This window comes from Falsiroseomonas sp. (assembly GCF_051859025.1).
Lineage (GTDB): Bacteria > Pseudomonadota > Alphaproteobacteria > Acetobacterales > Acetobacteraceae > Falsiroseomonas.
Genome location: NZ_JBHYGL010000001.1, coordinates 333,600 through 357,321, shown reverse-complemented (window position 1 = coordinate 357,321; position 23,722 = coordinate 333,600). Strand labels below are relative to the sequence as shown.

Annotated in this window: 31 protein-coding genes; 22 read left to right on the top strand and 9 right to left on the bottom strand. The window is 70.4% G+C overall.

Annotated elements, in window-relative coordinates; translation table 11 throughout:
* Positions 1-20: 20 nt before the first annotated feature.
* Positions 21-251, top strand: a complete 231-nt coding sequence (gene rpmE / locus ACTIE5_RS01865) for a 50S ribosomal protein L31 (RefSeq protein WP_439547991.1) — start codon at positions 21-23, stop codon at positions 249-251.
* Positions 252-506: 255 nt separating this feature from the next.
* Entirely contained in the window at positions 507-974 is a 468-nt protein-coding gene (locus ACTIE5_RS01860; protein WP_439547990.1) for an Hsp20 family protein, read from the top strand.
* A gap of 42 nt (positions 975-1,016) precedes the next feature.
* Here ACTIE5_RS01860 and ACTIE5_RS01855 read toward each other — a convergent pair whose 3' ends face one another.
* Complete coding sequence (locus ACTIE5_RS01855) at positions 1,017-1,211, bottom strand: DUF1192 family protein (RefSeq protein WP_439547989.1); 195 nt, start codon at positions 1,209-1,211, stop codon at positions 1,017-1,019.
* 131 nt (positions 1,212-1,342) lie between these two features.
* Here ACTIE5_RS01855 and ACTIE5_RS01850 point away from each other — a divergent pair, with 131 nt between their 5' ends.
* On the top strand, positions 1,343-1,915 hold the full coding sequence (locus tag ACTIE5_RS01850) for a cell cycle transcriptional regulator TrcR (RefSeq protein WP_439547988.1): 573 nt from the start codon (positions 1,343-1,345) through the stop codon (positions 1,913-1,915).
* A 106-nt stretch (positions 1,916-2,021) separates the two neighbouring features.
* Here ACTIE5_RS01850 and ACTIE5_RS01845 read toward each other — a convergent pair whose 3' ends face one another.
* Positions 2,022-2,195: a YdcH family protein gene (locus ACTIE5_RS01845; RefSeq protein WP_439547987.1), complete on the bottom strand. Its 174-nt coding sequence runs from the start codon at positions 2,193-2,195 to the stop codon at positions 2,022-2,024.
* 281 nt (positions 2,196-2,476) lie between these two features.
* Here ACTIE5_RS01845 and ACTIE5_RS01840 point away from each other — a divergent pair, with 281 nt between their 5' ends.
* The 6 genes from ACTIE5_RS01840 (at position 2,477) to ACTIE5_RS01815 (ending at position 7,260) form a co-directional block, all read left to right on the top strand.
* The gene (locus tag ACTIE5_RS01840; RefSeq protein ID WP_092962147.1) at positions 2,477-2,677 is read left to right on the top strand and encodes a YdcH family protein; all 201 of its coding nucleotides are present in this window, start codon (positions 2,477-2,479) and stop codon (positions 2,675-2,677) included.
* A 10-nt stretch (positions 2,678-2,687) separates the two neighbouring features.
* Positions 2,688-3,191: a 5-(carboxyamino)imidazole ribonucleotide mutase gene (gene purE / locus ACTIE5_RS01835; protein ID WP_439547986.1), complete on the top strand. Its 504-nt coding sequence runs from the start codon at positions 2,688-2,690 to the stop codon at positions 3,189-3,191.
* The gene (locus ACTIE5_RS01830; RefSeq protein ID WP_439547985.1) at positions 3,188-4,321 is read left to right on the top strand and encodes a 5-(carboxyamino)imidazole ribonucleotide synthase; all 1,134 of its coding nucleotides are present in this window, start codon (positions 3,188-3,190) and stop codon (positions 4,319-4,321) included. The genes purE and ACTIE5_RS01830 overlap by 4 nt, the downstream gene beginning before the upstream one ends.
* Positions 4,322-4,513: 192 nt before the next feature.
* Positions 4,514-5,602 (top strand): OmpA family protein, encoded by a 1,089-nt coding sequence (locus ACTIE5_RS01825; protein ID WP_439547984.1) that lies wholly within the window; start codon positions 4,514-4,516, stop codon positions 5,600-5,602.
* Positions 5,603-5,708: 106 nt separating this feature from the next.
* Complete coding sequence (locus ACTIE5_RS01820; protein WP_439547983.1) at positions 5,709-6,320, top strand: glutathione S-transferase family protein; 612 nt, start codon at positions 5,709-5,711, stop codon at positions 6,318-6,320.
* Positions 6,321-6,504: 184 nt separating this feature from the next.
* Positions 6,505-7,260, top strand: coding sequence for a DUF1194 domain-containing protein (locus ACTIE5_RS01815; RefSeq protein ID WP_439547982.1), 756 nt, complete (start codon positions 6,505-6,507; stop codon positions 7,258-7,260).
* A gap of 70 nt (positions 7,261-7,330) precedes the next feature.
* Here ACTIE5_RS01815 and ACTIE5_RS01810 read toward each other — a convergent pair whose 3' ends face one another.
* The 5 genes from ACTIE5_RS01810 to ACTIE5_RS01790 form a co-directional block, all read right to left on the bottom strand.
* The gene (locus ACTIE5_RS01810) at positions 7,331-7,570 is read right to left on the bottom strand and encodes a DUF3072 domain-containing protein (RefSeq protein WP_439547981.1); all 240 of its coding nucleotides are present in this window, start codon (positions 7,568-7,570) and stop codon (positions 7,331-7,333) included.
* 62 nt (positions 7,571-7,632) lie between these two features.
* Positions 7,633-7,830: a hypothetical protein gene (locus ACTIE5_RS01805; RefSeq protein WP_439547980.1), complete on the bottom strand. Its 198-nt coding sequence runs from the start codon at positions 7,828-7,830 to the stop codon at positions 7,633-7,635.
* A gap of 18 nt (positions 7,831-7,848) precedes the next feature.
* Positions 7,849-8,265, bottom strand: coding sequence for a pyridoxamine 5'-phosphate oxidase family protein (locus ACTIE5_RS01800; RefSeq protein ID WP_439547979.1), 417 nt, complete (start codon positions 8,263-8,265; stop codon positions 7,849-7,851).
* 27 nt (positions 8,266-8,292) lie between these two features.
* Positions 8,293-9,021, bottom strand: a complete 729-nt coding sequence (locus ACTIE5_RS01795) for a GntR family transcriptional regulator (RefSeq protein WP_439547978.1) — start codon at positions 9,019-9,021, stop codon at positions 8,293-8,295.
* Entirely contained in the window at positions 9,018-10,634 is a 1,617-nt protein-coding gene (locus ACTIE5_RS01790) for a thiamine pyrophosphate-binding protein (RefSeq protein WP_439547977.1), read from the bottom strand. Before ACTIE5_RS01790 ends, ACTIE5_RS01795 begins: the two co-directional genes overlap by 4 nt.
* Before the next feature lie 78 nt (positions 10,635-10,712).
* On the opposite strand from ACTIE5_RS01790, the gene ACTIE5_RS01785 reads away from it, so the two are divergent.
* From ACTIE5_RS01785 to chrA, 10 genes are all read left to right on the top strand, one after another.
* Complete coding sequence (locus tag ACTIE5_RS01785) at positions 10,713-11,456, top strand: succinate dehydrogenase/fumarate reductase iron-sulfur subunit (RefSeq protein ID WP_439547976.1); 744 nt, start codon at positions 10,713-10,715, stop codon at positions 11,454-11,456.
* The gene (locus tag ACTIE5_RS01780) at positions 11,453-11,785 is read left to right on the top strand and encodes a succinate dehydrogenase (RefSeq protein WP_439547975.1); all 333 of its coding nucleotides are present in this window, start codon (positions 11,453-11,455) and stop codon (positions 11,783-11,785) included. The genes ACTIE5_RS01785 and ACTIE5_RS01780 overlap by 4 nt, the downstream gene beginning before the upstream one ends.
* Positions 11,782-12,129 (top strand): succinate dehydrogenase, encoded by a 348-nt coding sequence (locus ACTIE5_RS01775; RefSeq protein ID WP_439547974.1) that lies wholly within the window; start codon positions 11,782-11,784, stop codon positions 12,127-12,129. Before ACTIE5_RS01780 ends, ACTIE5_RS01775 begins: the two co-directional genes overlap by 4 nt.
* On the top strand, positions 12,126-12,857 hold the full coding sequence (locus ACTIE5_RS01770; RefSeq protein ID WP_439547973.1) for a sulfite exporter TauE/SafE family protein: 732 nt from the start codon (positions 12,126-12,128) through the stop codon (positions 12,855-12,857). The genes ACTIE5_RS01775 and ACTIE5_RS01770 overlap by 4 nt, the downstream gene beginning before the upstream one ends.
* Positions 12,858-12,870: 13 nt before the next feature.
* Positions 12,871-13,779: a fumarate hydratase gene (locus tag ACTIE5_RS01765; RefSeq protein WP_439547972.1), complete on the top strand. Its 909-nt coding sequence runs from the start codon at positions 12,871-12,873 to the stop codon at positions 13,777-13,779.
* A gap of 4 nt (positions 13,780-13,783) precedes the next feature.
* On the top strand, positions 13,784-14,392 hold the full coding sequence (locus ACTIE5_RS01760) for a fumarate hydratase C-terminal domain-containing protein (protein WP_439547971.1): 609 nt from the start codon (positions 13,784-13,786) through the stop codon (positions 14,390-14,392).
* A gap of 145 nt (positions 14,393-14,537) precedes the next feature.
* The gene (locus tag ACTIE5_RS01755; RefSeq protein ID WP_439547970.1) at positions 14,538-16,274 is read left to right on the top strand and encodes an L-aspartate oxidase; all 1,737 of its coding nucleotides are present in this window, start codon (positions 14,538-14,540) and stop codon (positions 16,272-16,274) included.
* A gap of 94 nt (positions 16,275-16,368) precedes the next feature.
* Positions 16,369-16,917 (top strand): ferritin-like domain-containing protein, encoded by a 549-nt coding sequence (locus tag ACTIE5_RS01750; protein ID WP_439547969.1) that lies wholly within the window; start codon positions 16,369-16,371, stop codon positions 16,915-16,917.
* A gap of 151 nt (positions 16,918-17,068) precedes the next feature.
* Entirely contained in the window at positions 17,069-17,884 is an 816-nt protein-coding gene (locus ACTIE5_RS01745; protein ID WP_439547968.1) for a chromate resistance protein ChrB domain-containing protein, read from the top strand.
* Positions 17,884-19,215 (top strand): chromate efflux transporter, encoded by a 1,332-nt coding sequence (gene chrA, locus ACTIE5_RS01740; protein WP_439547967.1) that lies wholly within the window; start codon positions 17,884-17,886, stop codon positions 19,213-19,215. Before ACTIE5_RS01745 ends, chrA begins: the two co-directional genes overlap by 1 nt.
* Here the strand turns inward: chrA and ACTIE5_RS01735 are convergent.
* Both ACTIE5_RS01735 and ACTIE5_RS01730 read right to left on the bottom strand, forming a co-directional pair.
* Positions 19,204-19,812 carry a histidine phosphatase family protein gene (locus tag ACTIE5_RS01735; protein ID WP_439547966.1) on the bottom strand — a complete coding sequence of 203 codons (609 nt, stop codon included), beginning with the start codon at positions 19,810-19,812 and terminating at the stop codon, positions 19,204-19,206. The two genes, chrA and ACTIE5_RS01735, sit on opposite strands and share 12 nt — an antisense overlap.
* Complete coding sequence (locus ACTIE5_RS01730) at positions 19,812-20,924, bottom strand: Kelch repeat-containing protein (protein ID WP_439547965.1); 1,113 nt, start codon at positions 20,922-20,924, stop codon at positions 19,812-19,814. The genes ACTIE5_RS01735 and ACTIE5_RS01730 overlap by 1 nt, the downstream gene beginning before the upstream one ends.
* Positions 20,925-21,150: 226 nt before the next feature.
* On the opposite strand from ACTIE5_RS01730, the gene ACTIE5_RS01725 reads away from it, so the two are divergent.
* The 3 genes from ACTIE5_RS01725 (at position 21,151) to ACTIE5_RS01715 (ending at position 23,720) form a co-directional block, all read left to right on the top strand.
* Positions 21,151-21,492: a YMGG-like glycine zipper-containing protein gene (locus ACTIE5_RS01725; protein WP_439547964.1), complete on the top strand. Its 342-nt coding sequence runs from the start codon at positions 21,151-21,153 to the stop codon at positions 21,490-21,492.
* 93 nt (positions 21,493-21,585) lie between these two features.
* Positions 21,586-22,413: a PstS family phosphate ABC transporter substrate-binding protein gene (locus tag ACTIE5_RS01720; protein WP_439547963.1), complete on the top strand. Its 828-nt coding sequence runs from the start codon at positions 21,586-21,588 to the stop codon at positions 22,411-22,413.
* The gene (locus ACTIE5_RS01715; protein ID WP_439547962.1) at positions 22,410-23,720 is read left to right on the top strand and encodes a sensor histidine kinase; all 1,311 of its coding nucleotides are present in this window, start codon (positions 22,410-22,412) and stop codon (positions 23,718-23,720) included. Before ACTIE5_RS01720 ends, ACTIE5_RS01715 begins: the two co-directional genes overlap by 4 nt.
* Positions 23,721-23,722: the final 2 nt, after the last annotated feature.

Below are 23,722 nucleotides of genomic sequence, written 5' to 3'. Positions count from 1 at the left end.
TCTGTATGAGCGGCGGACCGATGAAGCCCGACATCCATCCCGAGTACCACACCATCAACATCATCATGACGGATGGTACGACCTTCACCACCCGCTCCTGCTACGGGAAGGAAGGGGATACGATGCGCCTCGACATCGACCCGAAGTCCCACCCGGCCTGGACCGGCCAGCAGCGCGTGATGGACACGGGCGGCCAGATCGCCAAGTTCAACAAGAAGTTCGCCGGCCTCGGCGTCCGCAAGGCGGGCTGAGGCACCGCCGGCGGGGCAACCCGCCGAGGTCTTTGCGCGTGGTGAAGCGCGCCGCCGGGGGCACCCGCGGCGCGCTTTTTCACGTCCGCACGCCCCCTTGAACGGCGGGGTGCCGCTGCTTAACTCCTGCATCGCTGGCGGTGCCCGATCGGGGCCGACAGCGCGGACCAGGGGTCCAGGTCGCCCGGTATCGGGGACCGTCACAGCCCCTCGGATTCGCCGTGCAACGACCTTGCTCCCGCAGGAGGTCTTCCTATGAACACGCTCGATTTCGCCCCCCTCTTCCGCACCGCCATCGGCTTCGACCGCATGGCCCGCCTGGCGGAGACCGCCCGCGCGGCGGCCGAGGGGTCCAGCTACCCCCCCTACAACATCGAGAAGACGGGCGAGGACAGCTACGTGCTGACCATGGCCGTCGCCGGCTTCGGGCCGGAGGACATCGATGTGGTGACACATGAGAACACGCTGACCGTCGCCGGCAAGGCCCCGCAGGCCCAGCCGGAGCATGGCCGCGTGCTCTACCGCGGCATCGCCGGCCGCGCCTTCGAACGCCGCTTCGTGCTGGCCGATCACATCGTGGTGGAAGGCGCAGACCTGCAGCACGGCCTGCTGCATGTCGCGCTGCGGCGGGAGGTGCCCGAAGCCCTGAAGCCGCGCCGGATCGCCATCCAGGCCGGCACGCCGAAGGTCATCCAGAACGAGGCGGTCCCGCAGGCCGCCTGACGCGAGCAATTTGGCCGGCGGGGAAACACGCCGGCCTTTCCGCTACCCCCGCGGCCCCAACTTGAAGAACGCCGAGGCCGCGGCCCTGCTCGCCTCCCGCTTGCCGATCTCGCGCTCCGCGCGGCCGATCTCCTCCCGCAGCGCCTCGATATAAGCGCGCAGCTCCTCCACTCCCCAGGCATCGATCACCGGCGGCGTGAACCGGTTCCGGGGCCGCGGCCCCTCCTCCTCCATCATTCCTGCTCCCCCTTTTCCTCGGGCTTTGACCCGGCCCGGCCCCCTCTCTATATCCGATGCTGACGAGGCGCGGGCGCCCCGGCGAGCGTTTCCGCTTGCCCAGGCGGCGGCCGACCACCAAAGGGTAGAACATGAAGACGCCCCTGATGCCGAAGGCCACCGCGGTGTGGCTGATCGAGAAGACGTCGCTCTCCTTCGAGCAGATCGCCGATTTCGTCGGCATGCATCCGCTTGAGGTCCAGGCCATCGCCGATGGCGAGGTGGCGCAGGGCATCGTCGGCTACGACCCCGTCGCGAATGACCAGCTGACGCGGGAGGAGATCGTGCGCTGCGAGGCATCGCCCGGCGCGCGCCTCCAGCTCACGGAACGGTCGATGCCGCTGCCGAAGCAGCGCGGCAAGGGGGCCCGCTACATCCCCGTCGCCAAGCGCACGGAACGCCCGGACGCCATCGCCTGGCTGCTGCGCAACTATCCCCAGCTGTCGGACCCGCAGATCGTCAAGCTCCTCGCCACCACGAAGGAGACGATCGCGAAGGTGCGGGACAAGACCCACCCCAACACGCCGAACATCAAGCCGCGGGATCCCGTGACGCTCGGCCTCTGCACGCAGACGGCCTTGAATGAGGCGGTCGGCACCGCGATGGAACGCCATGGCGGCGGCCCGATTCCGCCGCCCCTGCCGATGGACGACCAGGCCGCCTGAACGGTGTTCCCTCCCCCGCGCTTGCGGGGGGTTGGCGGCACTGCCGCCAACGCCAGGGGCTGGTCAGGGTGGGGGTCCGGCCAGACCTCCCCCCACCCGACGCGCCTTAGTGCAGGCGCGTTCGCAGCTTCTCCATCTCTTCCTTCAGGCGAAGCTTCTCCCGCTTCAGCCGGACGAGTTCCAGGTCATTCGGCTTCGGCCGACATACCTCCTGGGCGATCCGTGCCTCCAGCGTCGCGTGCCGTTCCTCGAGGGATCGGATGCGTGCAGCTTCAGCCATGCGCAAGTTCCTTGTCCATTGCCAAGCGGGGCAAAGGCAGGACGGTCCGCGCCACGGTATGAGCGCCACGATCAACTGGAACGCGGCACCAAGGCACCGGGGGCGCGCATCCGTCCCTTCTGCGCCCGCGCCTGTCATGTTATGCCGACCCTCGGCAGGGTCCAGCACTATGTTTGCGATCCGCCGGGTCGAGCGGCACGTTTTTTCGAGGGACGCTAACCCTTGATCAACCGTTGTTTCGCGGCCCCGATCTGCCTCTTCAACCGGCACCCAGGGGGCGCATGCAGGCCGACCGCGACAGCCTTCTCCGACGCCTGCATGAGCTGCGGAGCGAGCACCGGGACCTCGACACCGTCATCGCCCGCCTGAGCGAGGCCGGGACCGATGCCCTGCAGCTCCAGCGCCTCAAGAAGCGCAAGCTGAAGCTGAAGGACGAGATCGCCTGGCTCGAAGGCCGCCTCGTCCCAGACATCATTGCCTGAGGGTTCCCCCATGACCGAAGCCGTTGCCGACGGGGCCCCGCCCCGTGTCGGCGTCATCATGGGCTCGACCTCGGATTGGGAGACGATGCGCCAGGCGGCGGAGGTGCTCGCCGCGCTCGGCGTCGCGCACGAAACACGCGTGGTATCGGCCCATCGCACGCCGGACCGCATGGTGGCCTATGCCAAGGATGCGGCGGGGCGGGGCATCCAGGTCATCATCGCCGGCGCCGGCGGCGCGGCGCACCTGCCGGGCATGGTCGCGGCCTTCACCACCCTGCCGGTCCTCGGCGTGCCGGTCGAAAGCCATGCGCTGAAGGGCATGGACAGCCTGATGTCCATCGTCCAGATGCCCGGCGGCATCCCGGTCGGCACGCTCGCCATCGGCAAGGCCGGCGCGCTGAATGCCGGGCTGCTGGCCGCCGCCATCCTGGCGCTGAACGATCCCGGCCTGGCGGCCCGCCTCGCCGCCTGGCGCGAAGCGCGGACCGATGCCGTGCCGGACAGCCCAGCGTGAGCAACCCCGTGCCCCCGCCCTTGGCTCCCGGCTCCACCATCGGCATCCTCGGTGGCGGGCAACTCGGCCGCATGTCGGCGCTGGCCGCGGCCGCGCTCGGCTATCGCTGCCACGTCTTCGCGCCGGAGGGTGACAGCCCCGGCATGCAGGTGGCCGCCGCCCGCACCGTGGCCGGCTATGACGACACCCAGGCCCTCGCCGCCTTCGCCGCCGCCGTCGATGTCGTGACCTTCGAGTTCGAGAACGTGCCGGCCGCGACGCTCGATGTGCTGGCCCCCCTGGTGCCCTGCCGCCCCGGCGTCGCCGCGCTGCGCATCGGCCAGGACCGCGTGGCGGAGAAGCGCTTTTTCGAATCGGCCGGCATCCCGGTCGGCCCCTGGCGCGAAGTCACCAGCCGCGAATCGCTGCACGCGGCCATCGCCGCACTGGGCCTGCCGGCGGTGCTGAAGACGACCCGACTCGGCTATGATGGCCGCGGCCAGGCGGTGCTGCGCTCCCCCGGGGATGCCGATGCGGCCTTCGATCGCCTGGCGCCGCATCCCCTCATCCTGGAAGCCTTCATCCCCTTCGCGAAGGAGGTCTCCGCCATCGCGGCGCGCGGTGCCGATGGCCAGGTCGTGACCTTCGACGCGGTGGAGAACCGCCACGCCCACCACATCCTCGACCTCTCCTTCGCCCCGGCCCTGGTGCCGGATGCCGTCGCCACCGCCGCCCGCGCCCATGTCGCCGCCGTCGCCACGGCGCTGGATCTGGTCGGCATCCTGGCGCTGGAGATGTTCCTGCAGGCCGATGGCACGCTGCTGGCGAATGAAATGGCGCCCCGGCCGCATAATTCCGGCCACTGGACCATGGATGCCTGCGCCCATGGGCAGTTCGAGCTGCATATGCGGGCGGTCGCCGGCCTGCCCCTGCCCGATCCGGGCCGGCATCACGATGCCGTCATGAAGAACCTGGTCGGCCCCGATTCCTTCGCCGCCTGGCCTTCCCTGGCCGCCATGCCGGACGTGGCGCTGCATCTCTATGGCAAGGCGGAGGCCCGGCCGGGCCGGAAGCTGGGCCATGCGAACCGCCTTCTGCCGCCGGGCAGCCTCGCCCAGGCCAGGGATCCGGCCGACCTCTCGCCCCTGTGACCGTTTTGCCATGGTCGCGTGTGTCCTGAAGGCCACACACCACTGATTGTGCTGCAACCGCGCTGACATCACCGATCAGGCAATGTTAGTCTGGTTCCCATGCAGCCGCCCTGGACGGGGGCATCGGCGATCAAACGTCGATGAGGTGGTCCGGTCGGGTGCGACGCACCTGTGATCAAGGAGATTGATCGAATGACATTCCGCAAGGCCCTGCTGGCCGCCACCATGCTGGCACTGCCGCTCGCCGCCCAGGCGCAGCCGGTGACCGGCTTCTACATCGGCGCTGGCGCCGGCGTGAACATGCTGCAGGAATCGGACATCAACCTGAGCGGCCCCGCGGTCGCCGGCCTGACCGGCCCGCAGCGCAACGGCTCGGTCGAGTTCAACTACGGCTATGTCGGCGTCCTCAGCCTCGGCTACGGCTACGGCAACGGCCTGCGCGCCGAACTCGAAGGCAGCTTCCGCGAGAATGAGGTCGACGGCGCCAGCGGCTTCCAGGCGCTCACCCGCCCGCTGCGCGCGGACGGCAAGGTCCGTTCCTACGGCGTGATGGCCAACGCCTTCTACGATTTCGACATGGGCGCCGGTTCCTTCATCTTCCCCTATGTCGGCGCCGGTATCGGCATGCAGTGGCAGGAATTCTCGTCCGTCCGAGTCCGCGGCGCCGGCGGCGGTGGCAGCCTCACCCTCGATGGTGAACAGGGCCGCTTTGCCTACCAGGCGATCGTCGGCGCCGCCTTCCCGATCAACGCCAACCTGTCCGTGACGGCGGAATACCGCTTCATGGGCACGCAGCCGGTCGAGTTCGACATCCGCAACGCCAACGGCGTGCGTGGCACGGCGGAAGCCGACAACTTCAACCACAGCCTGCTGATCGGCCTGCGCTACGCCTTCGGCGCCGCCCCGGCCCCGGCCCCCGTCGTCGCGCCGACCCCGGCCGCCGCCCCGGCCCCGGCCCGCACCTTCCTGGTGTTCTTCGACTTCGACCGCGCCGACCTGACTGATCGCGCCCGCCAGATCATCGGTGAGGCCGCGACCAACAGCCGCACCGGCACGACGCGGATCGAGGTTTCCGGCCACGCCGACCGTTCCGGCACGCCGCAGTACAACCAGCGCCTGTCCGAGCGCCGCGCCGCCGCCGTGGCCGCGGAACTCGAGCGCCGTGGCGTTGCCCGCTCCGCCATGGCCATCCAGGCCTTCGGCGAGAGCCGCCCGCTGGTCCCGACCGCGGACGGCGTGCGCGAGCCGCAGAACCGCCGCGTCGAGATCGTCCTGCGCTGATCCAGCGCCGGACCTTCTTCGGCCCGACACGGAAGGGGGGTGCCGCAAGGCGCCCCCTTTTTCGTTGCGGGCCCGCCACCAAGAAATCACGTGAGGAAACCATCCCATGATCCTGATCGGCCGCAATCTTTCCCCCTTCGTCCGCCGCGTCGGCGCCAGCCTGGCCGTGCTCGGCATCGCCTATGAACAGCGCCACTACGGCACGGTGGACCAGCGGGCGGAGATCCTGTCCCTCAACCCGCTCGGTCGCGTGCCGGCGCTGGTGATGGATGATGGAGAGGTGCTGGTGGACAGCATCGCCATCCTGGACGCGATCGATGATCTGGTCGGCCCGGACCGCGCCTTGGTCCCCGCCACCGGCGCGCCCCGCCGCGCCGCCATGCGCGCCCTGGCGCTGGCCGTGGGGGCGACGGAAAAGCTGGTCGCCTGCTACCAGGAAACCAAGCGCCGCCCGGCGGAACTCGTCTGGGCGGATGCCGCCACGAAGCTGCTGGACCAGGCCGCGGGCGGCTTCGCGGCGCTGGACATGATGGCGACCGGCCAGGAATGGCTGTGCGGGGACCGGATGACCCAGGCCGACATCACCGTGACCGCCTCGCTCGATTTCGCCGATGTCGTGATGCCGGACTTCACCGCCGGCCGATTCCCCGCCCTGCTGGCGCTGCGGGACCGCGCCAACGCCATCCCGGCCATCGGCGATACGCGCTGGAAAGCGTAAGCCTTCCTGCCATTGCCCATGCGATGGGCAAGGTTATTCGCCATCGCGCCCCGCATGGGCAATATCCCGGCATGTGATGAAAAACGCCGCAAATACGATGTTGCGGCGCAGCATATTTGTCTTAGGTTTACCCCCGGAGGGTACGTGCAAGACCGGTCCACCATCTCGGTGAAGGAAACCGCACGTGAGCACCTCCCCGCTCCTGAGCAGAAGGCTCGTCCTGGGTAGCGCCCTGGCCGCGCCGCTTATCCTCCGCACCGGCGCCGCCCGTGCGCAGGAACCCGTCGATGTCGAACTCGTCCTCGCCGTCGATGTCAGCCGTTCGGTCGATGAGGTCGAACAGGAACTCCAGTTCAACGGCTACGCCGCCGCCTTCCGCGACCCCAAGCTGCTGGAAGGCATCGCCGGCGGGCCGCTCGGCCAGATCGCGGTCACCATGTTCACCTGGTCCGACTGGCACATCCAGGAGATGATGGTCCCCTGGATGAAGATCGATGGCCCCGCCGCCGGCGAACGCTTCGCCGCCGCGGTGGACGCCGCCCCCCGCCGGACCTGGCTCTACACCTCCATCTCCGGCGCCATGGACTACGCCGCCAACCTCTTCGGCCGGGGGTATGAGGGCACGCGCAAGGTCGTCGACATCTCCGGCGACGGCGTGAACAATTCCGGCCGCCCCGTTGCCGAAGCCCGCGCCGATGCGCTGGAAAAGGGCATCGTCCTCAACGGCCTGGCCGTTCTGGACCGCACCCCCACCCCCTGGGCCGCGGGGCTGCCGCCGCTGGATGACTACTACCGCACCGAGGTGATCGGCGGCCCCGGCGCCTTCCTGATGGTGGCCGAAGGCTTCGACGCCTTCGAGACCGCGGTGAAGCGCAAGATCATCCGGGAGATCGCCAGCGCACCGGCGCCCGGACCACTGGTGGAGCGAGCCTTCGCGTGAAGAACGACGCACAAGGCACTGATATTGAAATATAGATAGGGGGAGCACTGCTCCCCCTTGCCGCCGCGCCCTACCGGCCGCGGCCGGTCCTCTCCTGCAACGCATCGATGCGCTTGGAGGCATCGGCCTTGCTGAGGCCGGGGTCGAATTCCTCGCCCGCCTCCTCGCTCAGCGTCTTGAGGTAGGAAGCCTGCGCCCCTGTCATCGCCTCATCGCCCGTGGTCCAATCCGCGGGGTCCTTGATGGTGTTGGACCCGGGATCGGGATTGGTCTTGGGGTTGTCGTCCATCGGTTCGGGCTGCTTCGCCATGGCCTGGTCCTCCGTCCTGTGTTGCCAGAACGTTCACGGCCACCGATGGGTTCCGCCCCGCTTCAGTACAGGTTGGCGGAGAGCCTCGCGGGCGCATCCGCGTCATAGACCTTCCCATCCACCGCCCCGCCCGTCGCGGATTGCAGCAGGTCGCCGGCCGTCGGCAGGGTGGCTGGCCGCTTCGTCTCCCCCCAGAGCTTCGACCGCAGCAGGGCGCGGGCGCATTGGAAGAACACCTCCTCCACCGTGATGCGCAGCACCGTCGCGGGCTCCCGGCCCTAATGCGCCAGGCGCGCCCGCAGCGCGGGGTCGGTGCTGATCACAGCCTTGCCGCCGACGCGCAGCGTCTCCCCCGACCCCGGCACCAGGAACAGCAGCGCCACATTCGGGTCGCCGATGATGTCGCGCAGCGCGTCGATCCGGTTGTTGCCGCGCCTGTCGGGCAGCAGAAGTTCGGTCGGCGACACCACCTGCACGAAGCCCGGCCCGTCGCCCCGGGGCGTGCCATGCACCCGCCCATCCGCGTTGCGGGTGGACAGGATGCAGAAGGGGCTGCCCGCGATGAAGGCGGCGCTCGGCGCATCCAGGTCGCGGCGCACCTTCAGCACGGAATTCGGCACCGCCGCGCCATAGAGCGCCTCCAGCGCCTCCAGGCTCGTCACGGCATGGGGGTCGGTCATTGGCGCTTCAGGCATGGGGCCATCCTGCCCATGCGGGCCCGCTCAGTCCAGATTGGCGATGTAGCGATGCGCCGCCGTGTCCAGCAGCGTCACGCGGCGTTCCACCGGGCGGTCCTGCAGGTCGAAGGCGATGCGGGCGATCTCCAGCAGGGGCGCCCCCGCCGCCAGCCCCAGCAGCGCGGCGTCATCCGGCGCGGCGGCGATGGCGGCCAGGCGTTCCTCCGCGCGGGCGATCGTCACGGCATGGTCGCGCTGATACAGGACGTAGAGTTCATCCGTCATCTCCCGCCCCACCGGCAGGGCGAAACCCGGGAAGCGCGCGGCGGGCAGCCAGATGCGTTCCAGGATGCAGGCGGCACCGCCCACCATCCGCCCGCGCTTCACCCGATGCACCGGATCGCCCTCCGCCAGGCCCAAAGGCGCGGCTTCCTCCGCGCTGGCCGCGACGGTGGCGCATTCCAGCACATGGCTGGTCGGCGCCCGCCGCTGCCCGTCCAGCGCGGTGATGCGGAAGAAGTGGAACAGCGCCCGTTCGGAGGTATGCGCCGCGACGAAAGTGCCCCTGCCCTGCCGCCGCTCGATCAGCCGCCGGCGTTCCAGCCCCCCCAGCGCCTTCCGCACCGTGCCCGGGGAGACGCCGAGTTCTGCCGCCAGATCGGGCTCCGGCGGGATCATGGCGCCCGGCGCCCAGAACCCCTCCGCGATCCGCCGTGTCAGGATCGCTTCCGCCTGGGCGTAGAGGGGCTTGGAATCCGGGCGCGCCTGGTTCATCGCTTCAGCGTCGGCGCCGGCTGCCCGTCCAGCACCACATTCACCACGGCCGGCTTGCCGGAGGCGATGGCCCGGTCGATGGCCGGCCCGATCTCCGCCACCTCCGTCACCTGCTCCCCATGCCCGCCGAGGGCCACCGCCACCAGATCGTAGCGCGTGCCGGGGGCTAGTTCGCAGCCATGGGCGCGGTTGGCGCCATAGTCCCGGATCTGGATCTGGTGCTCCGCATTCCAGCGGCTGTCATTGCCGACCACGGCGACGAAGGGCAGGCCGTGGCGGGCGGCGGTGTCGATCTCCGCCATGTGGAAGCCGAAGGACCCGTCGCCCATCAGCGCGATGACGGGGGCCGGGCGCGCGGCGCGGGCGCCGATGCCACCCGCGGCGGAGCCGCCAATGGCAAACGGAATGCCCACGCCGATGGCCCCCGCCACGCCATTCACGGCGCGGGTATCCGCCTTCACCATCGCCATGCCCCACTGCCCGATCTCGCCCCCGTCGCAGATGAAGGTGGCGCCGTGGCGGGCGACAGCGTCGTTCACGGCGGCGCAGAGCGTCGCGGACCGGATCGGCCCAGCCGCCTGCGGCGTGGACCACTCGGCAGGCCGCCAGGTGATCGCTTCCCGCACCGTCGCCGCCCATTCCGCATGGCCGGGCGTCACCGCCGCCGTCAGCGCGGTGATGGCGCTGGTCGGGTCGGCGATGGCGGCCAGCACCAGCCTCTCCCCCAGCAGCGCCTGGGCGCGGCCGACCAGCGCGGCCTCCGGCTCCAGCAGGATGAAGCGGCAATCCGCCGGAATCGGCTTGCCAAAGCCGAGGGTGAAGTCGAGCGGCTTGCCGATCAGCACCACCAAATCCGCCTGGCCCAGAACCTCCCTCAGCAGCCCCAGCGTCGGGTCCGCCAGGCCGCGGGGCGATTGCATGGGCAGGACCGGCAGGCCGGACGCCGCCTCCAGCCCCCGCTGCAGCGCGAAGCCGGCGGGGGTGCAGAGCGCGGGCGGCGCCACCAGCACCGGCCGCGCCGCCCCCGCGATGGCCTGCGCGACCAGCGCCGCCGTGGTGGGTGAGAGCGCCATGGGGCTGAGGGCGGGGGTGGGCACGGGCGCGTCCACCGCCTCGCCCTCCAGCACATCGGTGGGCAGGGACAAATGCACAGGGCCCGGGCGGCCGGACATCGCGATGGACACGGCCTTCGCCACATCCGCCGCCATGCCGCCGGGGGTCTGCGCCGCCCAGGCCGCCTTGGCCGCCGGCGCCGCCATCGCCACCTGGTCCAGCTCCTGGAAGGCGCCGAGGCCGATCTGGTTCAGCGGCGCATGGCCCGACAGCAGCAGCACCGGGACCTCCCCCTGCCAGGCCGTGCAGAGCGCGGCCGCCGCATTGGCATGGCCCTGCCCACCCGTCACCAGCGCGACACCCACCTGGCCGGTCAGCCGCGCCCAGGCATCGGCCATGTGGACCGCCGCGGCCTCGTGCCGCGTGTGAACGATCTCGATCCCCGAGCCCACCAGCGCGTCATAGACCGGCATGATGTGGTTGCCGGACAGGGAGAAGATCCGCCCCACCCCCGCCGCAAGCAGGCCCTTCACCAGGATGTCCGCGCCGCGCAATGCCATGGTCTCAGCTCTCCAGTCCGGGTCTTGTGTCTGATACAAGACCATGCAAGCCTTTGATGGCGCAAGGGGAGCAAACGGATGAACGCGGCATCGCCGACGCTTCGCGTCCGGATCTGGCGCGGTAACGCCGAAGGCGGCGCCATGGCGGATTACGCCGTGCCCGCCCGCGCCAACCAGACGGTGCTGGACGTCGTCACCTTCATCCAGCGGGAGGTCGATCCCACCCTCGCCTATCGCTTCGCCTGCCGCGTCGGCATGTGCGGGTCCTGCGCCATGGTGGTGAATGGCCGCCCCCGCTGGACCTGCCGCACCCATGTCAGCCGTGTCGCCAAGGATGGCGCGCTTGAATTGCGGCCGCTGTCCAACCTGCCCGTGATCCGCGACCTGGCCACCGACATGGCCCCCTTCTTCGACAAATGGGCCAAGGCCCGCGGCAGCTTCCAGCCCAAGGACGCACCCGATGGCGCGGTGCCAGAGGAATTCGCCCCGGGGGAATTCGCCGTCGTTCCCCCTGCCTCGAAACAGCGGGAGGCCGCGGATGCCGGGATCGAATGCATCGGCTGCGGCGTCTGCTACGCCGGCTGCGACATCGTCGCCTGGAACCCGGATTACCTCGGCCCCGCCGCGCTGAACCGCGCCTGGACGCTGGTGAATGATGTGCGGGATGGCGGGAAGAAGGACCGGCTGGCGGCGGTGGCCGGCGATGCGGGCTGCCATGCCTGCCATTCCACCCAATCCTGCACCGCCCATTGCCCGAAGGGCATCGACCCTTCCGGCGCCATCGCCGGCCTCAAGCGGGGCATCTTCTGGGGGGTGCGATGAACGGCGTGCAACTCTGGGCCGTGCAGCGCGGCACGGCGATGGTCCTGGCGCTGGCGGTGGTCGTCCACCTCGTCACCATCCTGGTCGCGGTGCGGGGCGGGCTTTCCGCCGCCGAGATCATCGGCCGCACGCAAGGCAGCTGGGCCTGGCTCGGCTTCTACAGCGTCTTCGCGCTGGCGGCGGGGCTGCATGGCGCGATCGGGCTGCGCGCCATCGCGGCGGAATGGGCGGGCTGGCGCGGGCGGGGCTACGACCTGGCCTGGGTGGCGATCGGGCTGCTGACCGCCGCCTTCGGCATCCGCGCCGCCTTCGGGCTGTTCAGCTCATGAGCCACTGGCGCGGCCGCGGCCATCCCGCCTGGATCGCCTTCCTGGTCCATCGCCTGTCCGGCCTGGCGCTGGCGCTGTTCCTGCCCGTGCATTTCTGGGCGCTCGGCCAGGCCATCCAGGGGGAGGCCGCGCTGGAGGGCTTTCTCCGGTGGTCCAACAATCCCGTCCTGAAGGTGGCGGAGACGGTGCTGGTGGTGCTGCTGGCCGCGCATCTGGCGGGCGGGCTGCGCGTGCTGGCGCTGGAATTCCTGGGCTGGCGGGCGCAGCAGAAGACGATGGTCGCGGCCTCCGCCGGCTTCGCCTTCGCCACGGGGCTGCTGTTCCTGCTGAATACAGGCGCATGAGCCTGGAAATGGCCGTGCTGGTCGGCGCCTGCTTCGTGGCGGCCTTCGCCTCAGGGATGGCGGGCTTCGCCTTCAACCTGATCGCGGCGGGCATCCTGTTCCACTGGCTGCCGCCGCAGGAAACGGCGCCGGTCCTGGTGGTGGGGTCCTTCATCATCCAGCTCGGCACCATCCGCGCCGTGCTGCCCGCCATGCGCTGGGCGGTGCTGCGGCCCTATGTCGTGGGCGGCGTGCTGGGCACGCCACTCGGCATCGTGGTCCTGAAACTGACCAGCGCGGCTTCCATCACGGTGGGCATCGGCGCGCTGCTGGTGGTCTATGCCGGCTACACCCTGGCCCGCATCGCCCTCAAGCGCGCGCCCCACGCCTTCACCACCGGCCCCCTGCCCGATGCCGGCATCGGCTTCGCCGGCGGCGTGCTGGGCGGGATCGGCGGCTTCTCCGGCGCGCTGCCGGCGATGTGGGGGGATCTGAAGGGGCTCCGGAAGGATGAGGCGCGGGCCATCTTCCAGCCCTTCATCGTCGCCATGCAGGCGCTGGCCGCGATCGGCCTTCTCGCCGGTGGCTTCTTCACCGCCGACAGCGCCATCATGCTGCTGGCCTGCCTGCCCGCGCTGGCCGCCGGCGCCTGGCTCGGCGTGCGTGCCTATGGCGTGATCCCGGCCGAGGGTTTCCGCCTGGTCTTGCTGGTGCTGCTGCTGCTCTCCGGCCTGTCGCTGGTCCTGTAAGGGAGGAAGAACGATGACGCTGATGACACGTCAGGGCGTGGAACCGCTGCGCATCGCGCCGGAGGCGATCGAGGAAGCGGCCAAGCTCCTCTACATCCGCGCGCTGAAGATCCTCCCCGACGACATCAAGGAAGGCTTTTCCAGCCTGGTGGCGACGGAGACGGATGAGACCGCGCAATCCATCCTGGCCACGATGGTCGAGAATATCGGCGTGGCGGAGCGAACGGAGAACCTGCTCTGCCAGGACACCGGCATCCCCATCTTCAACATCGAGATCGGCCGCAATGTCGAGATTGATGGCTGGGCCCTGAAGCAGGCGATCCGGCGGGGGACGGAGCGCGCCACGCGCGAACACCCGCTGCGCAGCTCCGTCGTCCACCCCATCACCCGCCAGAACGAACACACGAGCTGCGGCGCGCATGTCCCCGTCATCAACATCGATTTCGTGGAGGAGGAGCGCGTGCTGCGCCTGGCCATGATCCCCAAGGGATCGGGCAGCGAGAACGGGTCCTTCCTGCAGATGCTGATCCCGGCGGATGGCCTCAACGGCGTGAAGCGCTTCGTCATCGATGCCGCGATGAAGGCCGGCGGCAAGGTCTGCCCGCCGACCATCATGGGCATCGGCATCGGCGGCACCAGCGACCTCTGCATGCACCTGGCCAAGGTCGCCGCGACGCGGCCGCTCGGTTCGCGCTGCACGGACGAACAGGGCGCGGCGCTGGAAATGTCGCTGGCCGATGCGGTGAACAGCCTCGGCATCGGCCCCCAGGGCCTGGGCGGCGACAGCACCGCCTTCGCCGTGCATGTGGAAATCGCGGCGACGCACATCACGATGAACCCCGTCGCCGTCAACATCCAGTGCCACAGCGCCCGCCGCGCCAGCGCCACCTTCACGCCGGATGGCGTGAGCATCGGGTTCTGACGCCATGACCCACCACACGCTGCACATGCCCTGCACCGAGGCCGATATCCGCAAGCTACGCATCGGTGATCACGTCACCTTGCAGGACACGCTGTTCGGCATCCGCGACGCGACCCAGATCCACATGTTCGACCATGGCCGCCGCACGCGCTTCGACCTCAACGGCCACGCCGTCATCCACACCGCCCCCAATGTCCGCAAGGTGGACAAGCGCGCCACGAATGACAGCGGCTATGAGGCTGTCTGCATCGGCACCACCACATCGGACCGCATGGAACGCTTCACCCGCCCCCTGATGGAGCGCGAGGGCGTGCGGATCATTATCGGCAAGGGCGGCCTGCGTGAATCGTCACAACAGGCTTTCGCCGATCTCGGCGGCGTCTACCTCGCCATCATCGGCGGCACCGCGGCGCTGGAGACGACCTGGATCGAGGCGATCGAGGATGTTGACCTCGACGATCTGAACCCTGAAAGCCTCTGGCGATTCCGCATCCGTGACTTCGGGCCGTTGCTCGTGGCCATGGACAGCCATGGCGGAAGCCTGTTCGCTGAGGTCCAGCAGAAGGTCCAGGACCGGCGCGCCGCCGCGCTGGCCCGATTGGGGGTTACATGATCGCCGTCGTCGTCGTTGCCGTGGGTGTCCTGATCGCCGTTCTCGTCGGCGCGTCCGACGGAAGTTCCCAGCCCCTGCCGCAGAACCCGCCCGTGACGCAGGAGGATTGCGGCTGCGGCGTGCCGGCCTCTCCGAGAGGGCCGCGATGACGCGCATCCGCCACCACACCACCGACATCCTCGTCATCGGCTCCGGCGGCGCCGGGCTGCTGGGCGCGCTGCACGCCAAGGCGGGCGCGCCGGACCTCAAGGTCACCGTCGCGGTGAAGGGGCTCCTCGGAAAATCCGGCTGCACCCGCATGGTCCAGGGCGGCTACAACGTCGCCCTCGCCGCGGCCGATTCAGCCGAGCGCCATTTCATGGATACGCTCGACGGCGGCAAATGGCTGAATGACCAGGACCTCGCCTGGACCCTCGTCACCGTCGCGCAACAACGCATCCGCGAATTGGAAAACCGCTGGGGCTGCTTCTTCGACCGCAACCCCGATGGCACGATCCACCAGAAGGCCTTCGCCGGCCAGACCTTCGACCGCACCGTCCACAAGGGCGATTTGACCGGCATCGAGATCATCAACCGCCTGGCCGAACAGACCTGGGCGCGCGGGATCGAACGGCTGGAGGAACACCGCGCCCTCGCCCTGATCCCGTCCAGGGACGGCGCCCGTATCAGCGGCGTGCTGCTGATCGACATCCGTTCGGGCGACTACGTCTTCGCGAAGGCCAAGGCCGTGCTGCTCGGCACCGGCGGGGGCCCGACGATGTACACCTACCATACCCCCTCCGGCGACAAATCCTGCGACGGCATGGCGATGGCGCTGCGCGCCGGCCTCAGGCTGCGGGACATGGAGATGGTGCAGTTCCACCCGACCGGCGTCCTCGCCGGCCCCGGCACCCGCATGACCGGCACGATCATCGAGGAAGGGCTGCGCGGTTCCGGCGGCTTCCTGCTCGGCGGCGACGGCGAGCGCTTCATGCACAAATACGATTCCCGGAATGAACGCGCGACGCGGGACATCGTATCGCGGGCGATGTACCGGGAGATGCTCGCCGGCAACACCAACGAGCATGGCGGCCTCTACATCGCCATGGCGCATCTCGGCCCCGATCGCGTGCGGCGTGAATTCAAGGGCATGGTGGAGCGCTGCGCCGATATGGGCTTCGACCTCGCCGGCGGCCAGGTGCCGGTGGTGCCGACGGCGCACTACATGATGGGCGGCCTCGTCTTCCGCCCCGATGGCAGCACCGATCTTCCGGGCCTGTTCGCGGCCGGGGAGGATACCGGCGGCGTGCATGGCGCGAACCGGCTGGGTGGCAACGGCGTCGCCAACTCCACCGTCTTCGGTGGCATCGCCGGCGACAGCATGGCGCGCTTTGTGCCCCGCCATGGCGCCTTCGAGGACCGCTGCCCCACCGCGCTCGACGCCGCCATCGCGCTGGCCGAGGCGCCCTTCGCGAAGCCCGCCCGCAGCCTCACGCCGCTGCGCGACGCGCTGCACAAGCTGATGTGGGACAAGGCCGGAATCCTGCGCAACGAAGCGGGCCTCGACGAAGCCGCCAGCGGCCTCGATGCGCTCGAAGCCGAACTCGATTCCACCGGCATCGCCGATGGCGCGCGGGGCTTCGACCTGGCCTGGCAGGAATGGCTCAACCTCCGCTCCCTGCTGCTGGTCAGCCGCGCCATCGTCACCGCCGCACAGGCCAGGCGCGAAAGCCGCGGCGCGCATTTCCGCGAGGATTTTCCGCAAACGGACAGTGACAGCGCCGGCCTCAGCGCCACCATCACGACGCTGCGCGCGGACAACCGCATCGCGCTCGACTGGCAGCCCGTCTCCTTCAGCCGGATCAGGCCCGGGCAAAGCCTGCTGCCCGCCGCCGCGGAATAGTCACGCGGCGCCGGGCAACCGCCCCCCCGCCCGCCCCGTTCCTCCTGCCACGGCCGCCGATCTGGGCGGCACGGGTGAGAGAGGAAGCGATGCCATGGACGATATCTCCAAGCTGATGATCGACCAGCTCAAGGACGCCTACAGCGCCGAACGCCAGGCTCTGCGGGCCATGCCGAAGATGATGAAGAACGCGACGCACCCCGCACTCAAGCAGTGCATCCAGATGCATATGGAACAGACCGAGGGCCAGGTGGAGCGCATCGAGCAGGCGCTCGAGATGATCGGCGGCAAGCCCGGCCGGAAGGTCTGCGAGGCGATGCGCGGCCTGGTCGAGGAAGCGACGCATGAGATCGAGGAGAACGATCGCGGCGAGATGCTCGACGTCCTCATCATCGCCGCCGCGCAGCGGATCGAGCATTACGAGATCGCCGCCTATGGCACGATGGTCACGCTCGCCAAGGCCGCCGGGCAGAAGCAGCTCGCCGACCTCCTCGCCCAGACCCTGGCGGAGGAGAAGGAGACCGACCAGAAGCTGACCGATGTGGCGGAATCCGAGGTGAACCCCGCCTTCATCCAATCCGCCCAGGGCAGCGCGGAAGCCAATGAGAACAGCCGCGGCTCCAGCCGTCGCAAGGCTTCCTGAACCCATCCCCGCCGGGCGCGTGCCCGGCGGGGCCTTCCGCTGCTTGACAGCCACGCCCGCTGGTCGCCAACAATGGTGCTCAGGGGCCTTCGCGATCGCCCCGTGAGGCGTCAGCCCAAGCATCGCGTCCACTCATCCCGGATGGACGCTTATGCCCTCCCCCAATTCGATCACCGTGCAGCACCTCGCTCGCCAGGTGGGCCTGCCCGATGCGCCCGTCATCCTCGATGTCCGCATCGCGGAGGATGTGGCCGATGACCCGCGCCTGCTGCCCGCCAGCGATCAACGCAGCCATACCCATGTCGCATCCTGGGCCCGAGACTTCGATGACCGCGACGTGGTGGTGGTCTGCCAGCGCGGCCTGAAGATCAGCGAGGGCGTCGCCGCCTGGCTCCGCCATGAAGGCGCGCGGGCGGAGGTGCTGGAAGGCGGCTTCGCGGCCTGGCGCGATGCGCGGATGCCCCTGGTGGAACCAGCCGCCATCCCGCCGCGGGATGCAGAGGGCCGCACCGTCTGGGTGACGCGCGCGCGCCCCAAGGTGGACCGCATCGCCTGCCCCTGGCTGATCCGCCGCTTCGTCGATCCCTCCGCCGTCTTCCTCTACGTCGCGGCATCCCAGGTGGAAGCGGTGGCGGAGCGTTTCGGCGCCACCCCCTTCGACATCGAGGGCGTCTTCTGGACCCATCGCGGGGAAGGCTGCACCTTCGACACGATGCTGGAGGAATTCGGCCTGCGCACGCCCACGCTGGAACGCCTGGCGATGCTGGTGCGCGGCGCGGATACGGGGCGGCCGGACATGGCCCCGCAGGCCGCAGGCCTCCTCGCCGTCTCGCTCGGCCTGTCGCGCCTGCACCGGGACGATCTGGCGCAGCTGGAAGCCGGCCTCGCCCTCTATGACGCCTTCCACCTGTGGTGCCGGGATGCGACGGAGGAGGTGCATGACTGGCCCGCCTCGGGATCCCGCTGATGGACACGCGACCCCCGCCCGCCTTCCCCACGCTGAAGGAAGCCGCCCCCGTCTGGTGGCGCATCGGGCTGCTCAGCTTCGGCGGCCCCGCCGCGCAGATCGCCCTGATGCACCGGGAGGTGGTGGAACAGCGCCACTGGATCTCCGATGCGCGTTTCCTGCACGCGCTGAATTTCTGCATGCTGCTGCCGGGGCCGGAGGCACAGCAGCTTGCCACCTATCTCGGCTGGCTGATGCATGGCGTGAAGGGCGGGCTGCTGGCGGGCATCGCCTTCATCCTGCCCGGCGTCGCGGTGATGATGGCGCTGACCATCCTCTACGCCACGCTCGGCGACGTGCCGCTGGTGGGGGCGCTGTTCTTCGGCCTGAAATGCGCCGTGCTGGTCCTGGTGGTGGAAGCCCTGGTCCGCGTCGCGCGGCGCGCGCTGAAGGGGGGCATCGCCTGGGGCATGGCGCTGGCGGCCTTCGTCGCGCTCTTCGCCTTCGATGTCCCCTTCCCCGTGGTCGTGCTGGTAGCGGGGCTCGTCGGCTATGCGCTGCCGCATGCCTTCGCCGGTGGCGGGCATGGCGCGGCCAAGGCGGGCCCGCCGGCGCTGCTGGATGCGCTGATCGCGGCCGACCCCGGCCGCATCCCCGCCATGACCGCGGCGGCCCGCCGCGCCGGCCTGGTGGCGGTGGCGCTGTGGTTCTGGCCGGTGGCAATGCTGATGGGCGCCGGCACCTTCGGCGACATCGCCTGGTTCTTCTCCAAGATGGCGGTCGTCACCTTCGGCGGCGCCTATGCCGTGCTGGCCTATGTCGCGCAGGAAGCGGTGGAGTTCTACGGCTGGCTTTCCGCCGCCGACATGCTGGCCGGGCTCGGCCTGGCGGAGACCACGCCGGGGCCGCTGATCCTGGTGCTGCAATTCGTGGGCTTCCTGGCGGCCTTCCGGGATGGCGGCATCCTGGGCGGCATGGCGGGCGCGATGCTCACGGTCTGGGTCACCTTCACCCCCTGCTTCGCCTTCATCTTCCTCGGCGCCCCCTTCGTGGAGACGCTGCACGCCAATCCGCGCCTCAAGGGCGCGCTGGCGGGGGTGACGGCGGCGGTGGTGGGCGTGATCGCGAACCTGGCCCTGTGGTTCGCGCTGCGCGTCATCTTCACGCGGGTGGAGAAGCTGGCGATCGGCCCGATGGTGCTGGACGTGCCGGACCCGCTGAGCATGGTGCCCGATGCGGCGGCGCTCAGTGCGCTGGCGGCGGTCTGCCTGTTCGTCCTGAAGCTCGGCGTGGTGCGCACGCTGGCGGTGACGGCCGCGGCGGGCTTCGCGGCGCGGACGCTACTGGGGTAGCGTTTCCGCAGCCAGGATGCCCATCAGCCGCCCGGCATCCTGGCCCGGCGCGAATATCGCCAGGCTGCCCTCTGGATATTCGGCCTGCGCCAGCCCGCGGCCGAGCACCATGCCGAGCGGCACGATATGCCCCACCAGGATGTCCGTGGCGCCAGCGGCGGAGGGCCTGCCCGTCCGCGCCCGCAGCCAGGCGATCTGCCGGGCCAATTGCGCGGCATCGGGCGTGTAGTCATCCGCGGTCAGCAGCGGCTCCACCACCGCGCGCGCGCCGAAGGCCAGTTCGGCGGTATCACGCGCCCGGAACACCGGGCTCGCCAGCACCTGCCCCAACGGCACGCCGAGTGCCGCCAGCGCGCGCCCCGTGCGGCGGGATTGTTCGCGCCCGGCCTCGCTGAGGTTGCGCTGCCCGGCGCGGTTGGAGAGGTCCCCCGTATCCACCTGGCTGCGATCCGTGATGCCATGCCGCATCACCACCACCACGCCACCGGCCCGCAGCGCGGCGACCAGCCCACGCGCGGCCTCCCCCTGCGCGGTGGCGGCGAAGCCGGGCCGCGCCAGCAGGAGGGCCGGCGCGGCGAGGAAGGAACGGCGCCGCATCAGCCCAGCGTGAACGCCTCATGCACCGCCGTCTTGATGCCGCCGCCCACGATCGGGCCGCCGCCGGCGACGTAGATGAAATCCCCGATCGTCACCGCGCCCATGCCGTGGCGCGGCGTCGGCATCGGCGCGTGGTGCTGCCAGGTGTCGGAGGCCGGGTCGTAGCTTTCCATCTGGCCATGCACCTGGCCGGTCAGCTCCCGGTTCACGAAGACGCCGCTTTCGCCGCCCATGGCGAAGAAGCGGCCCCGATAGACCACCAGGCCATGGCCCGACCGCGCCGTCGGCAGGGGCGACCGCGTGGTCCACTGGTCCGCCGCCGCGTCGTACACATGGTGCAGGCCGGTGTTGTATTCGAAGGTGTTGAAGCGGCCGCCCACGATGTGGATCAGGCCGTTATGGACGACGACGCCGGCATGGTCCCGCGCGCCGGGCAGGGCCTTGCGGCGCTCCCACCGGTCCGCCTGGGGGTCATAGACCTCATGCCAGCCGACCGAGGCGCGTTCCGTATCCGGGTTCGACGCGCCCCCGATATGGTGGATGCGCCCCCCCACCGCCGCCAGCGCGCCGGCGCCGCGCGGCCGCGGCATGTCCGCGATCCGGTCCCAGCGATCGGCGGCGACGTCATAGGCGAAGGCCAGCACATCCGCCTGGCGGTTCTGCGCGGTGAAGCCGCCGAAGGCGTAGATCTTCCCCGCGCTGGCGACGACGCCGACATGGTTCGCGCCGCGCGGCAGGCGGGCCTTCTCCACCCAGCTGTTCGCCGCCGGGTCGAAGACGTGGTGGTAGCTGTTGTCCACCCGCTGCTCGGCATAGCCGCCGATGACGTGCAGCTTGTTGTCCCATTCCGCGGCCCAGGCCATTTCCGTGCGCGGCAGCGGCAGCGTCGCACGTTCCACCCAGCGGCCCGGGGGGCCGGCCGGGGCGGGGCTGTCCACGAAGCGCTGCGCGTATTGCGCGGGGGTCAGCGTGACGGGGCCGGAACCCCGCAGCGGTGCCATCCGGTCGGAGGGGATCGGCAGGCCGTGATGAGGCACCGCCTGCTGCGCCCGCGCGGCACCCGCGCCACCCAGCAGCGCCGCCGCGCCGCCCAGAATCGCCCTGCGGTTCATGTCCCGATCTCCGGATCCGATGCATTCCCCATAGCGAAACCATCAACGCGCTGAAAGGTGCAATCGTTTGCCCGCGCGGAGCGCAAATCGTTTGCCCGCACGGTGCGCGACATGAACCGCAGGGGGGCGAAGATCGGCCCATGGAACCATCGCCCGCGGCTAACGATATGGGCCCTGGCCGGCAGGCGGCCCGCGCCGCCTGCCCGAGCGCCACCAGGAGCCGCCCATGACGCCCCGCCTTGCCCTGATCCTCGCGCCGCTGCTCGTGCTGGCCGCCTGTTCCGATCCGAATGACCGTAACCAGCGGGCGCTGACGGGCGCCGCCATCGGCACAGGCGCCGGTGCGCTGATCGGCTCCGTCACCGGCAGTGCCGGGCGCGGCGCGCTGATCGGCGGCGCGCTCGGCACCCTGGCGGGGGCGCTGACGCCGCCGCCGCAGCCCGATGCCATCCCCACCGAACCCCGCCTGGCCCAGCCCTACGACCCCCGCTATGGCGGCTGGTACGACCAGTACGGCCAATGGCACCACGGCCAGCCGCCGCAGGGCTACCAGCCCAACTACAAATAGCCCTGTTTCAGCCAGCCCCGATCCTTCCGGCTTCGTGCTAACTGGCCGGCAACGCTCCCGCATTCTATTGTGCGCCGGAGGATCGAAGCTTTCATGCGCCTGCCTCGTCGTGCCCTGCCGGCCCTGGCGGCATCCGCCCTGGCCACGCCGATCCTCGCCCCGCGGGCCGAGGAAGCGGTCCTGCGCGCGGGCGGCACCGGCATGGCGCTGGCCGCCATGCGCCGCGTGGCCGCGCTCTACGCCGCGCTGCATCCCGGCCACAGCGTGGAATTGCTGCCGAGCCTCGGCACCGGCGGGGGCATCCGGGCCTTGCTGGCACGGGCGATCGACCTTGGCCTGCTGGCCCGGCCCCTGCTGCCGGAGGAAGCGGCCCGCGGCCTTAGCGCCCGCCCCTATGCCCGCACCCCCATCGCCATCGTCACCGGCGGCGGCACGAACAGCGCGGCCATCACGCTCGACCGCTTCGCCGCCATCCTGCGCGGCGATGTGACGACCTGGCCGGAAGGCAACCGCCTGCGCCTGGTGCGGCGGGAAGCGTCGGACTCGGACTGGCAATTGCTCGCCGGCCTTTCGCCGGAGATGGCGCGCAGCGTCGCCATCGCGCTGCGCCGCCCCGGCCTGGTGACGGTCGGCACGGACCAGGAGAATGCGGAAGCCCTGCAGGCCATGGCCGGCTCCATCGGCGTGATGTCCATCGGCCAGTTGCGGGCGGAGGCCCTGCGCCTGCGGCCCCTGGCGCTGGAAGGCGTCGCGCCAACCCTGGATGCGGTGGAAGCGGGGCGCTACCCGCTGTCCCGCACGCTGCACATCGCCTGGGCCGCGGACCCCGTCCCCGCCGTCGCGCCCTTCCTCGACTTCCTGGCGGGCGACGCCGCGCGCGAAACGCTGCTCAACCTCGGCTACGGCCCGCCCGCGCCGTGACGGGCCTGGATACCGGGCGCATCGACCCGCGCATCGTGCGGGTCATCACCGCGCTCGCCCTCACCGTCTCCTTGATCGTCATGGTGGCGCTGCCGGCGGCGTATCTCGTCTCCGCGCGCGTCGCCATCACCGCCACGCTCCAGGCCCGGGCGGGGTCGGCTGCGAATGTCATGACCGAATTCGTCACCCGCAATCCCGATGCCTGGGTGTACGAGAATGCGCGCATCCTGGGACGCCTGACCCCCTTCACCGAAGCCGAGGCGCCGAAGCACTGGCGCGTGCTGGACGGGGCAGGCAGGCCGGTCGCCACCATCGGGCGGCCGGCTGCGAAGCCCGCCATCGCGGTCCGCCATCCCATCTATGATTCCGGCGTCGTCGCCGGGTCGGTGGAGATCTCCCGCTCCATCAACGACGTCGTCGGATGGACCGCCTTCCTGGCCGTGATCGGCATGGCCCTGGCCGGCGCCTCCTTCGTGCTGCTGCGGTCGCTGCCGCTGCGGCTGCTGGCGGAATCGATGGAGCGGCTGGACCGGCTGCAGGCCCAGGAACGCGACCGGGTGGCGCAACTCGCCCAGGCCTCCAAGCTCGCGCAGCTCGGCGAATTGGCGACCGGCATGGCGCATGAGCTGAACCAGCCGCTGACCGCCATCACCCTGGCCGCGCAGAACGCGCTGAAGCAGCTGGAACGGGGCGCGCTGGACCCCCCTGCCCTCGCCGGCCGGCTGGACCGCATCCTGCAGATGGCGCGCCGCGCCTCCACCGTCATCGACCACATGCGCATCTTCGGCCGCATGGGCGGGGAAGCCAGCGGCCCCGTCCCCCTGGCCGCCGCGGTGCGGGGCGCGCGGGACCTGCTGGCCTTCAAGCTGGAACGCCACCGCGTGCGGGTGGTGGAGGATCTGCCGCTCGACCTGCCTTCCGTGGTCGGCCAGGCCGTGCCGCTGGAACAGGTGATGGTCAACCTGATCGCCAATGCCTGCGACGCCTATGGCCCGGCGCCGGAGGCCACCGATGCGCCGCCGCGGATCATCGCCATCGCCGCCACCGCCGCGGATGGCTGGGTGCGCCTGGCGGTGCGGGACGAGGCCGGCGGCATCCCGCCCGACATCCTGCCCCGCATCTTCGCCCCCTTCTTCACCACCAAGCCGGTGGGAGAGGGCACAGGCCTCGGCCTGTCGATCAGCTACGGCATCATCAACGACATGGGCGGCACGCTGGCGGCGGATTCCGCCGATGGCAGCACCACCTTCATCATCAGCCTACCTGTAGCGCCAGCGGCTGGCACGGCGGCAGCGCCAGCAGGCTGACC

Excerpts from the sequence above, each read along its gene's own strand:
- ACTIE5_RS01720 (WP_439547963.1), top strand. The coding sequence starts at position 21,586 with ATGCGCCTGCCTCGTCGTGCCCTGCCGGCCCTGGCGGCATCCGCCCTG.
- ACTIE5_RS01810 (WP_439547981.1), bottom strand. The coding sequence starts at position 7,570 with ATGGCGAAGCAGCCCGAACCGATGGACGACAACCCCAAGACCAATCCC.
- purE (WP_439547986.1), top strand. The coding sequence starts at position 2,688 with ATGACCGAAGCCGTTGCCGACGGGGCCCCGCCCCGTGTCGGCGTCATC.
- rpmE (WP_439547991.1), top strand. The coding sequence starts at position 21 with ATGAAGCCCGACATCCATCCCGAGTACCACACCATCAACATCATCATG.
- ACTIE5_RS01735 (WP_439547966.1), bottom strand. The coding sequence starts at position 19,812 with ATGCGGCGCCGTTCCTTCCTCGCCGCGCCGGCCCTCCTGCTGGCGCGG.
- ACTIE5_RS01820 (WP_439547983.1), top strand. The coding sequence starts at position 5,709 with ATGATCCTGATCGGCCGCAATCTTTCCCCCTTCGTCCGCCGCGTCGGC.
- ACTIE5_RS01725 (WP_439547964.1), top strand. The coding sequence starts at position 21,151 with ATGACGCCCCGCCTTGCCCTGATCCTCGCGCCGCTGCTCGTGCTGGCC.
- ACTIE5_RS01785 (WP_439547976.1), top strand. The coding sequence starts at position 10,713 with ATGAACGCGGCATCGCCGACGCTTCGCGTCCGGATCTGGCGCGGTAAC.
- ACTIE5_RS01775 (WP_439547974.1), top strand. The coding sequence starts at position 11,782 with ATGAGCCACTGGCGCGGCCGCGGCCATCCCGCCTGGATCGCCTTCCTG.
- ACTIE5_RS01750 (WP_439547969.1), top strand. The coding sequence starts at position 16,369 with ATGGACGATATCTCCAAGCTGATGATCGACCAGCTCAAGGACGCCTAC.
- ACTIE5_RS01765 (WP_439547972.1), top strand. The coding sequence starts at position 12,871 with ATGACGCTGATGACACGTCAGGGCGTGGAACCGCTGCGCATCGCGCCG.
- ACTIE5_RS01825 (WP_439547984.1), top strand. The coding sequence starts at position 4,514 with ATGACATTCCGCAAGGCCCTGCTGGCCGCCACCATGCTGGCACTGCCG.
- ACTIE5_RS01855 (WP_439547989.1), bottom strand. The coding sequence starts at position 1,211 with ATGATGGAGGAGGAGGGGCCGCGGCCCCGGAACCGGTTCACGCCGCCG.
- ACTIE5_RS01790 (WP_439547977.1), bottom strand. The coding sequence starts at position 10,634 with ATGGCATTGCGCGGCGCGGACATCCTGGTGAAGGGCCTGCTTGCGGCG.
- ACTIE5_RS01770 (WP_439547973.1), top strand. The coding sequence starts at position 12,126 with ATGAGCCTGGAAATGGCCGTGCTGGTCGGCGCCTGCTTCGTGGCGGCC.
- ACTIE5_RS01860 (WP_439547990.1), top strand. The coding sequence starts at position 507 with ATGAACACGCTCGATTTCGCCCCCCTCTTCCGCACCGCCATCGGCTTC.
- ACTIE5_RS01780 (WP_439547975.1), top strand. The coding sequence starts at position 11,453 with ATGAACGGCGTGCAACTCTGGGCCGTGCAGCGCGGCACGGCGATGGTC.
- ACTIE5_RS01755 (WP_439547970.1), top strand. The coding sequence starts at position 14,538 with ATGACGCGCATCCGCCACCACACCACCGACATCCTCGTCATCGGCTCC.
- ACTIE5_RS01850 (WP_439547988.1), top strand. The coding sequence starts at position 1,343 with ATGAAGACGCCCCTGATGCCGAAGGCCACCGCGGTGTGGCTGATCGAG.
- ACTIE5_RS01840 (WP_092962147.1), top strand. The coding sequence starts at position 2,477 with ATGCAGGCCGACCGCGACAGCCTTCTCCGACGCCTGCATGAGCTGCGG.
- ACTIE5_RS01760 (WP_439547971.1), top strand. The coding sequence starts at position 13,784 with ATGACCCACCACACGCTGCACATGCCCTGCACCGAGGCCGATATCCGC.
- chrA (WP_439547967.1), top strand. The coding sequence starts at position 17,884 with ATGGACACGCGACCCCCGCCCGCCTTCCCCACGCTGAAGGAAGCCGCC.
- ACTIE5_RS01845 (WP_439547987.1), bottom strand. The coding sequence starts at position 2,195 with ATGGCTGAAGCTGCACGCATCCGATCCCTCGAGGAACGGCACGCGACG.
- ACTIE5_RS01745 (WP_439547968.1), top strand. The coding sequence starts at position 17,069 with ATGCCCTCCCCCAATTCGATCACCGTGCAGCACCTCGCTCGCCAGGTG.
- ACTIE5_RS01730 (WP_439547965.1), bottom strand. The coding sequence starts at position 20,924 with ATGAACCGCAGGGCGATTCTGGGCGGCGCGGCGGCGCTGCTGGGTGGC.
- ACTIE5_RS01795 (WP_439547978.1), bottom strand. The coding sequence starts at position 9,021 with ATGAACCAGGCGCGCCCGGATTCCAAGCCCCTCTACGCCCAGGCGGAA.
- ACTIE5_RS01800 (WP_439547979.1), bottom strand. The coding sequence starts at position 8,265 with ATGCCTGAAGCGCCAATGACCGACCCCCATGCCGTGACGAGCCTGGAG.